Here is a 12,601-nt window from a genome sequence, read left to right on the forward strand (position 1 = left end):
TTCCAGCGATGACGGAAGAGGGGGGCGGCGATGGAGGCGGGGGAGCACATCGGCCGCTATCAGGTTGCGCGCCACCTGATAGACACGGCGTTTTCACGGCTTTACCTGTGTACGGATCCGCAATTGGGGCGGCCGGTGGTGGTCAAGGCGTTCGCCATGGACGCCGCCAAGCCCGAGCCGCCGTTCAGCCGCGCCGAATGGATGCGCCGTTTCATCATGGAAGGCCGGATCATGGCCGGCCTCGATCACCCCCATATCCTGCCCGTCCACGAGACCGGGCGGCTGGAGGACGGCAGCCCGTTCATGGTCCTGCCGTTCATGCGGGCCAACCTTCCGCGCCTGATCGGTTTCGACGTGGCCGAGGACGGCATGGCCGAGGACGAACTGCCGCAGGCCCTTGACGTCGGCCAGAGCCGCTTCATTCTGCTGCAGGTGCTGGCGGCCCTGGCCTATCTTCACCGAAGGGGCATCGTCCACAGAGATATCAAGCCGGCCAACGTGCTGCTGACCGCGCGCCAAGGGGGCATCGCCAAGCTGTGCGATTTCGGCTTTGCCCGGCTGGGGACGGCATCGGACGTTCCGCCGCGCGCCTGGATCGGCACCCTGGACTATATCAGCCCCGAGCAGCGGGCCGGCGCCGGCGGGGTCGGTCCCGCCGCCGACATCTATTCCATCGGGGCTCTGGCCTGGCGCCTGCTGGCCGGGCGGCTTCCCGGCCCCGAGGACGGGCGGCCGCCGCTGTCCGAACTGGTCCCGCAGGCCCCGCCAGGATTGGTGGGCTGGGTGGAGGCGGCCATGGCGGCGGATCCGGAGAAGCGGCCCAGCGCCGAGGATTCACTGCGCATGCTTGCCACCGGCATGAGGCTGGGAGCATGATGGGGCATGATTAGATCGGGTGGATTCCGATGATTTCCTCCATCGCCTCGACGACGTTGCTCAGCGGCCTTGCCGCCCAGTCGCGTGTCGCCCAGAAGGCGGCCGACAATATCGCCAACGTCACGACCCCGGACTACCCTGCCCAGCGGGGCCAGGTCGTCTCGGCCAGTCCGGCCGGGGCGCGCTATGTGCCGCTGCCGCCCGAGGGCGAGGTCGACCTGCTGCGCGAGGTGGTTGACCTGGGGCAGGCGAAGCAGGCCTATATCCTGGCCGCCCGAACCTTCTCGCGCATCGCCAGGACCGAGAAGGACGCCCTGGACGTCCTGGCTTGAGGAATTTCCGCCCCATGACATACAAGCCCAAGGCCTATCTCGCCGGTCCGGCGGTGTTCCATCCTGCCGCCAAGGCCCTGCTCGACTATCTCGTCGAGATGTGCGGCCAGCATGACCTGGAGGGCGTGGCGCCGTTCGAGCCCCAGGCCGACGACCTGAAGCTGCCTCCGGCCGAACTGGCGGCAATGATCCGGCACGGCAATATCGAGCGGATCCGGGAGTGCGATGTGGTGATCGCCTGCGTCTCGCCGTTCCGCGGCCCCGGAGCCTGTCCCGGAACAACCTGGGAGATGGGCTACGCCGAGGCCCTGGGCAAGCCTGTAATCGCCTGGTCCGAGGACATGCGGCCCTACAAGGAACGCGTCCCCCACGACCGTGACGAGGACGGGCGCCTGTTCTGCCGCCAGCACGGCATGGTGGTCGAGGATTTCGGCCTGGTGGAGAACCTGATGTACGCCGCCCAGCCCGCCGAGGTGCTGTCCGATCTGGAGGCGGCGTTCAAGCGTGCGCGGCAACTGGCCGCTGCGCCTCGCCCAGCGGCAGGGTGAAGCGGAAGGTGCTGCCCGCGCCGGGGGTGGATTCCACCCAGATATGGCCGCCCAGGCGGTTGACGATCCATTTGCAGATGGCGAGGCCCACTCCGGTTCCCGTGTAGCTGGAATGGGGGTGGAGGCGTCGGAACAGCTCGAACACATCCTGCTCCGACGGGTCGAAGCCGATGCCGTTGTCCGAGACCGAGAACTGCCAGTGCCGCTCCTGGCGCTGGGCGGAAACCCGGATGTGCGGCGCGATCCCGGTCTTGCGGTACTTGATGGCGTTGCCGATCAGGTTCTGGAAGATCTGGATCAGCATCACCGAATCGGCGCTGACCTCGGGCAGCGGTTCCACGATGACCTCGGCCCCGCCGGAATCGATGGCTTCGCGCAGGTTGTTCAAGGCGCTCTGGCAGGCTGATTCCGCCGAGACGATTTCGATCCGGCCTTCGCTTCGCGTGGTGCGGGAGTAGGCCAGAAGATCGTTGATCAGGCTGTGCATGCGGATGGCGCCGCTGGTGACCAGTTCGACGTATTGCCGACCCCGGTCGTCCAGGGTCTGGCCGTAGTGGCGCTCCAGCAATTGAGCGAAGCAGGCGATGGTCCGCAGGGGTTCCTGCAGGTCATGGGACGCGACATAGGCGAAACGCTCCAGCTCGGAATTGGCTTCGGTCAGCGTTTCCACGGTCTTGGCTAGTTTCTCGGCGTGGGTGCGGCGGTCTTCCTCGGCGCGGACGCGGTCGGTGACGTCGCGCACGATATGAAATCCCCCGGACGGCAGGCCGTCGGGGCCGGGAAGCGAGCCGTAGCTGGTCTCGAACCAGGCCATGTCGCCGTCAACGTCCAGGGATTGCAACTGGACGAAGGATTCTCCCGCCAGGGTGCGGTCCCAGCATTCGGAAAACAGACGGTACTTTTCCGGGACATGGCCGAACACCTCCTCGGCGGACATGCCGACCTTCACGTCGCGCTCGAAGAAGTCCCAGCAGACCGCCTGGTAACGGGGATTGAAGGCGGTCAGCCGCTTGTTGCGGTCCCAGGCGGCGATCAGGTCCTGGGAGCCCCGCATGATGCCGGACAGCCGGGTGTTGAGCTCCGTCAGTTCGCGGTTGCTTTCGATCAGGGCCTCTCCCCGCCGGTTCAGCTCCCCTTCCCAGCGGCGCAGCAGCACCAGCAGCATGAAGGCGGTCACCAGGATGAAGGCGCAGCCCTTGCCCATCTCCAGCAGGGAAGCCAGCCCCGGAGGCTCGCCCACACCGATCCACACGGCCATGGATGACAGGAAGATCCAGCTCAGTCCGACGGCGGTGTAGATGCCGGTAATGCGCCACGCGACCCCCAGCGACGCCACTATCCCCTCCTTGGTCGGGCAATCAGTCCCCTAACGATAGCAGAGCGGTTGCTCCGGCGATAATTCCTTGAATGGTTTCGCAAAAAAAAGGATGCGCCGGTGGGGCGGCGCATCCTTCGAAGGTTGGCGTTGGAATGTCAGTTGGGCCGCGGCGGGTAGAGGCCCTCGTTGGCGATGCAGGCCGTCAGCACGGATTGCGGCGGCACGATGTGGAACGGCGTGGCACTGTTTGAGTTCGGTCCCACGCTCACAGTCCCTCCGGTGATGCCGGTCGCGCCCGTCACGGGCAGGGTGACGGTCCCCGTCACGGTGCCGGTGGCCGGGGCGGCGCTGGTGCTGCCGGAGAAGGTTTGGCTGGGGCCGATATTCGTGTCGGCGGTGGTGGTCGAGGGGGCATAGATCGCTCCTTGCCCGCCACCCGCCTTGGTCATCACGGCGCCATTGCTGATGGCCTGCGCGCCAGCGGCGGTGGAGCTGCCGATCTTCAAACTGCCCGAGACCGAGATGTTTTGAGCCGGCACACTGACCGTCACGGGCAGCGTAACGGGCCCTGATGCCGCCATGGGGCCGCTGCCGCCGCCGCCGGTACCGGTGAAGGTGGCGGGGTGAATATGAGGCGCCACATTGCTGGTGCTCAGGGTGGCGGTCTCTGAACCGCGCAGGGAGGCATAGGTATTCGGGCTAATCACGGTGCCGCCGGTGTTGATCGTTGACGGGTTGTAGCCGATCGGCGAACGCCCGCGCAGGTCCGGAACATTGAAAATCGAGGTATTATTTCCCCCGTAATAGTAGCCGATCAGGGAGAAAAGCGCCTGATTGCTCTGGACCGTCAGCTGTCGGCCGTCCGCCGGGATATAGCCGTTTGGGCACCACTGGGCGGCGGTGAAGCACACCGTGCCGATATAGGGTTCCGGGCCGCTGCAGGCCTGGGCGTCTTTCGCCCCGGTGCCCGAAAGGATAGCGGCCAGAGCCAGGGTCGAGACGCCTGTTATCAGGGTGGAGAAGGTCATTTTCTTCATCTAAAGACTCCTGGTTTCGATGGTCTGTGATGCGTAAACGTCTTCATAAATCTAATATAAAACCCGTAACAAGATGCCATTGCGCATATCTGCGAATCAAAGGCAGTGTGTTATGATATCAATACAGCAATAACTTGTATACGTAGGTAATTGGCCGGGGTGTGACGGATTGTTGCGACAAAAATTATCGCAACAGGTGTTGATTTCGGTATGGGGGCGTGGGGAGGGGCCCACGACCGCCGCCGCTGATGGCGTGCGGCTGTCGGGAAAGGTGTCCGCGCCGATGAATTGCTGATCACCGTAATATTTATCAGCAATTGGCATATGCATAGCTATGTCACATATCTATGATGGCATAAGTTTGAAAGCGGCTGATTGTTGGTATAAGCTCTGTAAGCGTAAAAGTGGATGTGCGCGGTAACGTGTGTGCCTTTTCGGTGCTGGGCGACTGGTGAGGGTGATGTCATGACCAAGCTTCCTGATCCGGCTTCGCTTCGCCGCCAAGGGGGAGGGGCGGGGCGGTTCTCCAGTCGTGTGCCGTTGGTCATGGCGCTTGAGCCGCGTCTGATGTTCGATGGCGCCGCCGCCGTGGACGCCGCCCACGTGGTGGCGGAAGCCGCCATCAAGGCCGCTCCCGCGCCGGTGGTGATCCGCGATGCCGATCCGTCCAAGGACAACGGCAAAAAGGAAGTCGTGTTCGTCGACACCAGGGTGGCCGATTACAAGACGCTGGAAGCCGGCATCAGGGATGGCGTCGCCATCGTCGAGATCGACGGCGCCGCCGATGGGCTGGCCCAGATGGCCCAGTGGGCCGAAACCCATTCCGGCTATGACGCCATCCACGTGCTGAGCCATGGTTCCGAGGCCAGCCTGCGCCTGGGCGCCACCACGCTGACCGTCGCCGGCCTGTCCGACGCCACCGTCCAGGTGGAACTCTCGGTGATTGGCCAGGCCCTGGCCGCTGACGGCGACATTCTGGTTTATGGCTGTTCCATTGCGTCCGGCCTCGATGGGCAGGCCTTCATCTCCGCCCTGGCGTCCGCCACCGGCGCCGACGTGGCGGCGTCAAGCGACACGACCGGCGCCGCCGCCCAGGGCGGCAACTGGGTGGTGGAGCGTTCGGTGGGTGACGTCGCCGCCGCCTCGCTGGGCATCGACGGGATGCGTGATTATGGCGGCGCCCTCACCAGCGCCACCATTACCTTCGAATCCAGCAACGGCAGCATCGCCGGGGACGGGACGACGTCGGTCACCTACACCCACGCCAACATCACCCTGACGTTTACCGCCAAGGACGACGCCAACACCAATGCCGCGCAGATCGCCTTGGGCAGTGTCATGGGGGCGGCGTACAACGGTGCCGAGGACCTGTATTTCGTCAATGATGGCAGTGGAAAGGGCGGAAGCTTCACCGTCACCGCCGGTGGTGGAAAAATATTCGACCTGACGTCTTTTGTTTTCAGTAATCAGAATGGCAATGGCCTGGAAACCTTCTCGATTACGACCAGCAAGGGCGGCAGTTTCACCTTCAGTGCCGGAGGTACGGGGGTCACAAAGCAATCCATCAGCGTCAACAGTGACGTGTCCAACTACCAGGGGATCACCTATTTCACCATCACCGCGCCGACCGGCGGCGCGTTCATGGAAATCGACGATATCGTCCTCGACAACATCATGTCGGCGCCCTCCTTCACGTCGGGCGCGTCCGCCAGTTTCGCCGAGAATGCCTCCGGCACGGTCTACACGGCGGCCGCCAACGCCAGCGCGGGCGGCGGCACGGTCAGCTATTCCATTACCGGTGGGGCGGATCAGGCCAAGTTCAGCATCAACTCCTCCTCCGGTGCGCTGACCTTCGTCTCTTCGCCCAATTATGAAAGCCCCACGGATAGCGGCGCCAACAACGTCTACGACGTCGTCATCACCGCCACCGACAGCAACGGCAGTGCGACCAAAGCCGTCGCGGTGACGGTCACCAACGTCAACGAAGCGCCCAGTTTCACCTCGGGCACCACGGCGAATTTCGCCGAGAACGGGACCGGCACGGTCTATACCGCGACGTCCAGCGATCCGGATTCCGGGGCGACGGCCAGCTATTCCATCGTCGGCGGGGCGGATCAGGCCAAGTTCAGCATCAATTCCAGTTCCGGCGTGCTGACCTTCCAGAGTGCGCCCAATTACGAAAATCCGACGGATTCCGACACCAACAACACCTATGTGGTGACGCTGCGGGTGTCCGACGGCACCAATACCGTCGACCAGACGGTGACCGTGACGGTGACCAACGTCAACGAGGCGCCCACCGGCGTCAACGACACCGGTTCGGCCACCGAGGCGGGGGGGCTGTCCAACGCCACGGGGGGCAGCAACGCCACCGGCAACGTGCTGACCAACGACACCGACCCCGATGCCGGCGCCACCAAGACGGTGACCGCCATCCGCAGCGGCAATACGGAAGGGGCGGGAACGGCCGGCACGGTGGGGCAGGCGCTGGCCGGTGCCTACGGCTCCCTGACCCTCAACTCCGACGGCAGTTTCACCTATGTGGTCCTGGACAGCGATTCCAGCGTCCAGGCCCTGGCGGCGGGCCAGACCCTGACCGACAGCTACAACTACACCGTCTCGGACGGCACCAATACCGACATCGCCGTGCTGACCATCACCATCAACGGGGCCAACGACCTGCCGGTGCTGGGCGGCACCTTCACCACGGCGGGCACGGTCAACGACAACGCCACCACCACGCCGTTCTCGGCGGTGACCTTCACCGACGTGGACGCCGGCGCGGTCAGCGTCGCCATCACCTACACGGCGGCCAACGGCACCTTCGCCTCCGGCGGCGGCGGCCTGACCGGATCGGTGGGCAGTTACACCCTGTCGGGGGCCAGCCCGGCGGCGTTGCAGACTTTGCTGCGAGCCCTGGTGTTCACGCCCACCGCCAACCAGACCGCGCCGGGCGGAACGGTGGTCACCACCTTCACGCTGACGCCCGCCGACGCCACGGGCAACGGCACCGCCGACGCCACCACCCAGGTGACGGCCACCTCCATCAACGATGCGCCGGTCAACACCAAGCCCGCGGCCCAGACCACCAACGAGGACACCGCCCTGGTCTTCTCGTCGGGCAACGGCAATGCCCTGTCGGTGGCCGACGCCGATACGGGCACGACGCTGACCACGGTGGTGTCGGTGGCCTCGGGCAAGGGCGTCATTTCGGTGACCACCGGCGGCGGCGGCACCATCACCGGCAACGGCTCCAACTCGGTGCACATCGTCGGTACCGTGGCGCAGGTGCAGAACGCCCTGGGCTCGGTGAGCTATACGCCCACCGCCGATGGGTACGGCACCGGCTACGCCACCCTGACCATCTCGTCCACCGACGCCCATACGGGAACGCTGAACGACACCGACACGGTGACCATCAACGTGACGGGGATCGCCGACACGCCGTCGGTGACCAGTTCCAGCACCACGCCCTCGACCCAGACCACCAGCGGTCTGGTGTTGTCGCGCAATGCCGCCGACGGGGCCGAGGTCACCCATTTCAAGATCACCGGCATCACCAACGGCACGCTGTACAAGAACGACGGCACCACCCAGATCAACAACGGCGATTTCATCACCTTCGCCGAGGGCAATGCCGGGCTGAAGTTCACGCCCAGCGGCGGCAGCGACGGCTCGTTTACCGCCCAGGCCTCGACCAGCGGCGCCGATGGCGGGTTGGGGGGCTCGACCATCAACGCGGCGATCGCCGTCGGCGCGGCGGTGGCCAATCCCACCGTCAACGAGGATACGGATTCGGGCGCCATCGCCATCACCAGGGGCAGCGGCGAGACCTTCTACAAGATCACCTCCATCACCGGCGGCACGCTCTATTCCGACGCGGGCTACACCACCCAGATCAACAACGGTGACTTCATCGCCAATGCGGGGGCGACCACCAACGTCTATTTCCGCCCCACCGCCAACCGCAACACCACCACCGGCGGCAACGGCAGTTTCGTGCTGCAGGCGTCCAGCGCCTCCAATGACGGCGGCCTGAGCGGCAGCCTGGTGACCAGCACCATCACGCTTGCCCCCGTCGCCGACACGCCCAGCGTGGCCAGCCCGACGGTCAACGAGGATACGGATTCGGGCGCCATCGCCATCACCCGGGCGGCTGGCGACGGCGCCGAGACCACCCACTACAAGATCACCGGCATCACCGGCGGCACGCTCTATTCCGACGCGAGCTACACCACCCAGATCAACAACGGCGACTTCATCGCCAGCGGGGGCGCGACCACCAACGTCTATTTCCGCCCCACCGCCAACCGCAACACCACCACCGGCGGCAACGGCGCCTTCACCGTCCAGGCCTCCAAATCCGGTGTGGATGCCGGCCTGGGCGGCAGCACGGCGACCAGCACCATCACGCTTGCCCCCGTCGCCGACACGCCCAGCGTGGCCAGCCCGACGGTCAACGAGGATACGGATTCGGGCGCCATCGCCATCACTCGGGCAGCGGGCGACGGCGCCGAGACGTCCCACTACAAGATCACCGGCATCACCGGCGGCACGCTCTATTCCGACGCGGGCTACACCACCCAGATCAGCAACGGCGATTTCATCGCCAGCGGGGGCGCGACCACCAACGTCTATTTCCGTCCCACCGCCAACCGAAATTCCACCACCGGCGGCAACGGCGCCTTCACCGTCCAGGCCTCCAAGTCGGGTGTGGATGCCGGCCTGGGCGGCAGCACGGCGACCAGCACCATCACGCTGACCGCCATCGCCGACACGCCCAGCGTCACCGCCGCCTCGACCGCTCCCAGCACCCAGACCACCAGCGGGCTGGTATTGAGCCGCAACGCCGGCGACGGGACGGAGACCACCCATTTCAAGATCACCGGCATCACCAACGGCACGCTGTACAAGAACGATGGCACCACCCAGATCAACAACGGCGATTTCATCACCTTCGCCGAGGGCAATGCCGGGCTGAAGTTCACTCCCTCGGGCTCGAGCGCCGGCAGTTTCACCGCCCAGGCCTCCAAGGCGGCCAATGACGGCGGCCTGGGGGGCTCCACCGTCAATGCCGCCATCACCGTCAACCGCGCCCCGGTGGCGGGCGGAGCGGCCCTGACCCTGACCGATGGAAAGGTGGGCAGCGCCTATTCCTTCAGCTTGCCGGCCGGGACCTTCACCGACGCCGACAACGACACGCTGAGCTACACGGTGAGCGGCCTGCCCGCCGGCCTTTCCATGAGCACGGCGGGGGTGATCTCCGGCAACCCAACCACGCCGGTGGATTCGGTGACCCTGACCTTCACGGCGACGGATCCCTCCAACGCCACGGCCACCAAGACCGCGACGCTGAAGATCAAGGCGGCGGACGTGGTGGCGCCGCCACCACAGCAGCAGGCGTCGTCTCCGCCTCCGCCTCCGACTCCGCCGTTGCCATCTGAACCGCCTTCGGCGCCTCTGGTTACGACGGTGCGGGCAAACCAGACTTTTGTCGCTATCGCCACGGCGGGGATCAGCGCGGTTGGCGGAACCCCGATCAACAATCTGGTGGCGTCGAACAACCAGTCGGCCAGCAATCTGGTCAGCAATGATGCGAGAAACGCCGCTTCGTTCGGCACCAGCCTGTCGGCAACCATCAGCATGGTCGGCGGCACTCCGATCACCAACATGGTGTCGGCGACCATGTCTTTCGCCAGCCAGAAGACGGCGTTCAACACCATTACCGAGTTTGGCGGTCTTATTCCGGCACTTGGCGGCGGCAATCCTTTTGCGGCCGGCGTCCTCAGCCGTGGAGGATGGAATGTAGGGGGCGTGGAACTGGCGGCATCCTTGGGTTGGGAGTTCCTGAAACCGGCCGCGGCCGGGCCCGTCGAGGGGAGCGATGGCCCAATTGTCGGTTCCCAGGTGCCGGACGAGGCGATGGCGTTGCCGGGCAAGCTTGCCAAGGCGGTGGGCCGTCCCTCTTTGACCGAGCAATTGCGAAACCTGAACCGCGACGGGCAGCAATCGGACGCCAAAGCGCTGGTCGCCTTGCTGGCGGGCAAGGGCCGGGCCGCCTAGAGATGATGAACAGGGGGAAGTTGACGATGGTTGATGTGAAGCGTGCCGGCCGCCTGTTGGCCTCCGCCTCGTTGGTTGCCTTGCTCGCCGCCTGCGCGGTGACGCCCGCGCCGTTCACCGCCGACGAGTTGAAGACCCAGGCGGCGGCCGACCGGGATGTCATGTTCAAGGGAGGCGAGCCGCTTTCGGGTCCGCTGTCGGTGTCCGAGGCCATTGCCCGGGCGCTGAAGTACAACCTGGACAAGCGCTCCAAGATGATGGAGGAGGCGCTGGCGCTCGGCCAGACCGATCTGGACCGCTGGGACATGCTGCCCAAGCTGACCGCCAATGCCGGCTATTCCTACCGGTCCGAGCCCAACGCCACCAATTCCCTCAACACCACCACCGGCCAGCGGGGCAGCGACTACAGCTACTCGGCCGACCAGCGGACCAAGACCGCCGACCTCACCATGTCGTGGAACCTGCTGGATTTCGGCGTCACCTACTATACCGCCAAGGCCAATGCCGACCGCGTCCTGGTGGCCACCGAGCGCCGGCGCAAGGCGGTGCATAATCTGGTGACCGAGGTGCGCTTCGCCTTCTGGCGCGCCGCCGCCTATCAGGTGCTGAGCGGCGAGGTGAACCGCGCGGTGGCCGAAGCCAAGGACGCCTTGGGCAAGGCCCGGCAGGTGGAAAAGGAAAACCTTAAGGCCCCGGCCGACTCCCTGCGCTACCAGAAGTCGCTGCTCGAAACCCTGCGCCAGCTGACGGCCATCCAGCAGGAGCTGTCCACCGCCCAGATCGAGCTGGCGGCGCTGATCAACGTGCCGCCGGGAACCCGGCTGGTGCTCGATGTTCCGGCCGAGATGAGGGTTCCTGACTGGGCCATGTCGCTGGAACGCATGGAGGAACTGGCTTTCGCCGGCAATCCCGACCTTCTGGAGCAGGGCTATCTGTCGCGGATCGCCATCGACGAAACCAAGAAGACCATGCTCAAGCTGCTGCCCGGCATCACCTTTTCCAGCGGGCGAAACTGGGATGGCAATTCCTTCCAGGCCAATAACCTGTGGTGGGAGGCGGGCGCCAAGCTGTCGTGGAATGTCATGAACGTGCTTTCCGGCAAGTCGCAGCTGGACTATGCCGAGACCAACGAGGAGGTCGCCAATTCAAAGCGGGTGGCGCTGCGCATGGCGGTCCTGGCCCAGGTGCATGTGAGCGAGCGCCAGTTCCACAACGCCATCAGCCAGTACCAGCAATCGGACGAGCTGTGGCAGGTGGACAAGCGGCTGTTCGAGCTGTCCGAGGCCCGGACCGCCAACGACGCCACGGGCATCCTGGAGCGGGTTGCGGGTCGCGCCTCGGCTATCGCGTCGCAGCTGCGGCGCTTCCAGTCCTATGCCCAGGTGGAGCAGGCCTACGCCAAGATCCAGGCCACCATCGGCCATGACCTGACCATCGAGAAGGCCGAGGGCGGCGATCTCAAATCCCTGTCCAAGGCGGTGGCCGCCGGCCTGGCGGCCTGGGGCCGCGACGGCACGCCGTCCGAGCCTGTTCCCGCCGCATTGGCCGAGGTTCCCTTTGCCGTCGAGAACAGGACCCCCGAGCCGCTGACCAGCGAGAACACCAAGTGGATCAAGGGCGACGCCGAGGCCGGGCTGGTGGAAGAGACGGTGGGAACCGTGGTCGCCCATATCCGCAGCCTGTATCAGGCCTCCGGCCGATGAGGCGTCTCTCCCCGGTTTGGGTGGCGGCGGTTGCCTGCGCCGCTCCCGCCTGGGGGCAGGAATTGCGGGCCCAGCTTTCCCCTCGCGACTTCACCACCTTGGCCGCCGAGATCGGCGCCAAGGTGGAGAAGATCGGCGCGCGCGAGGGCGAGCGTTTCGCCAAGGGCCAAGTGCTGGTCGCCTTCGACTGCTCGGTCAACCGGGCCCAGCTGGACGAGGCCCGCGCCGCCCAATCCGCCGCCGACAAGACCCTGGCGGTCAACAGGCGGCTGCTGGAGCTGCAGACCGTGGGCAAGCTGGAGGCCGACGTCTCGGTGGCCGAGGCGGAGAAGGCCCGCGCCAAGGTCGCCGCCATGAGCGCCATGGTCTCCAAATGCGCCGTCACCGCGCCGTTCGACGGCCGCGTGGTGGAGCAGAAGGTCAGGGGGCAGCAATACGTCCAGCCGGGCCAGGCGCTGCTGGACATCCTCGACGATTCGGTGCTGGAGCTGGATTTCCTGGTGCCCAGCAAATGGCTGGTGTGGCTGAAGCCCGGCCACGCCTTCCAGGCGGCCATCGACGAGACCGGCAAGACCTATCCGGTGAAGCTGACACGGGTGGGGGCCCGCATCGACCCGGTCAGCCAGACCGTGCGGGTGGCCGGCGCCATCGGCGGCCATTTTCCCGAACTGACCGCGGGCATGTCCGGCAAGGTCCTGCTGGCGCCGCCGCCATGAGCGAGGCG

The 12,601-nt window shown here is 65.7% G+C and carries 8 protein-coding genes; 6 read left to right on the forward strand and 2 right to left on the reverse strand.

Annotated elements, in window-relative coordinates:
• The first annotated feature begins 30 nt into the window (after positions 1-30).
• The 3 genes from XM1_RS12510 to XM1_RS12520 are packed head-to-tail and all read left to right on the forward strand — an operon-like array spanning position 31 to position 1,756.
• Positions 31-876 carry a serine/threonine-protein kinase gene (locus XM1_RS12510; RefSeq protein WP_082700492.1) on the forward strand — a complete coding sequence of 282 codons (846 nt, stop codon included), beginning with the start codon at positions 31-33 and terminating at the stop codon, positions 874-876.
• A 29-nt stretch (positions 877-905) separates the two neighbouring features.
• The gene (locus XM1_RS12515; protein ID WP_068433885.1) at positions 906-1,208 is read left to right on the forward strand and encodes a hypothetical protein; all 303 of its coding nucleotides are present in this window, start codon (positions 906-908) and stop codon (positions 1,206-1,208) included.
• A 14-nt stretch (positions 1,209-1,222) separates the two neighbouring features.
• Positions 1,223-1,756 (forward strand): nucleoside 2-deoxyribosyltransferase, encoded by a 534-nt coding sequence (locus XM1_RS12520; RefSeq protein WP_068433887.1) that lies wholly within the window; start codon positions 1,223-1,225, stop codon positions 1,754-1,756.
• Here the strand turns inward: XM1_RS12520 and XM1_RS12525 are convergent.
• Both XM1_RS12525 and XM1_RS12530 read right to left on the reverse strand, forming a co-directional pair.
• A complete protein-coding gene (locus tag XM1_RS12525) occupies positions 1,707-3,092 on the reverse strand; it encodes an ATP-binding protein (RefSeq protein ID WP_231920493.1) in 1,386 nt (461 codons plus the stop codon). The two genes, XM1_RS12520 and XM1_RS12525, sit on opposite strands and share 50 nt — an antisense overlap.
• Before the next feature lie 137 nt (positions 3,093-3,229).
• Positions 3,230-4,111, reverse strand: a complete 882-nt coding sequence (locus XM1_RS12530) for a phage tail protein (RefSeq protein ID WP_068433889.1) — start codon at positions 4,109-4,111, stop codon at positions 3,230-3,232.
• A 465-nt stretch (positions 4,112-4,576) separates the two neighbouring features.
• On the opposite strand from XM1_RS12530, the gene XM1_RS12535 reads away from it, so the two are divergent.
• The 3 genes from XM1_RS12535 to XM1_RS12545 are packed head-to-tail and all read left to right on the forward strand — an operon-like array spanning position 4,577 to position 12,593.
• The gene (locus XM1_RS12535; protein ID WP_172821920.1) at positions 4,577-10,174 is read left to right on the forward strand and encodes a DUF4347 domain-containing protein; all 5,598 of its coding nucleotides are present in this window, start codon (positions 4,577-4,579) and stop codon (positions 10,172-10,174) included.
• Between the two features lie 26 nt (positions 10,175-10,200).
• Positions 10,201-11,877 carry a TolC family protein gene (locus XM1_RS12540; protein ID WP_231920494.1) on the forward strand — a complete coding sequence of 559 codons (1,677 nt, stop codon included), beginning with the start codon at positions 10,201-10,203 and terminating at the stop codon, positions 11,875-11,877.
• Positions 11,874-12,593 carry an efflux RND transporter periplasmic adaptor subunit gene (locus XM1_RS12545; protein WP_068433893.1) on the forward strand — a complete coding sequence of 240 codons (720 nt, stop codon included), beginning with the start codon at positions 11,874-11,876 and terminating at the stop codon, positions 12,591-12,593. The genes XM1_RS12540 and XM1_RS12545 overlap by 4 nt, the downstream gene beginning before the upstream one ends.
• Positions 12,594-12,601: the final 8 nt, after the last annotated feature.

This window comes from Magnetospirillum sp. XM-1 (assembly GCF_001511835.1).
GTDB lineage: Bacteria > Pseudomonadota > Alphaproteobacteria > Rhodospirillales > Magnetospirillaceae > Phaeospirillum.

Coding starts and splice junctions, on each gene's coding strand:
- XM1_RS12510 (WP_082700492.1), top strand. CDS start 31: ATGGAGGCGGGGGAGCACATCGGCCGCTATCAGGTTGCGCGCCACCTG.
- XM1_RS12515 (WP_068433885.1), top strand. CDS start 906: ATGATTTCCTCCATCGCCTCGACGACGTTGCTCAGCGGCCTTGCCGCC.
- XM1_RS12520 (WP_068433887.1), top strand. CDS start 1,223: ATGACATACAAGCCCAAGGCCTATCTCGCCGGTCCGGCGGTGTTCCAT.
- XM1_RS12530 (WP_068433889.1), bottom strand. CDS start 4,111: ATGAAGAAAATGACCTTCTCCACCCTGATAACAGGCGTCTCGACCCTG.
- XM1_RS12535 (WP_172821920.1), top strand. CDS start 4,577: ATGACCAAGCTTCCTGATCCGGCTTCGCTTCGCCGCCAAGGGGGAGGG.
- XM1_RS12540 (WP_231920494.1), top strand. CDS start 10,201: ATGGTTGATGTGAAGCGTGCCGGCCGCCTGTTGGCCTCCGCCTCGTTG.
- XM1_RS12545 (WP_068433893.1), top strand. CDS start 11,874: ATGAGGCGTCTCTCCCCGGTTTGGGTGGCGGCGGTTGCCTGCGCCGCT.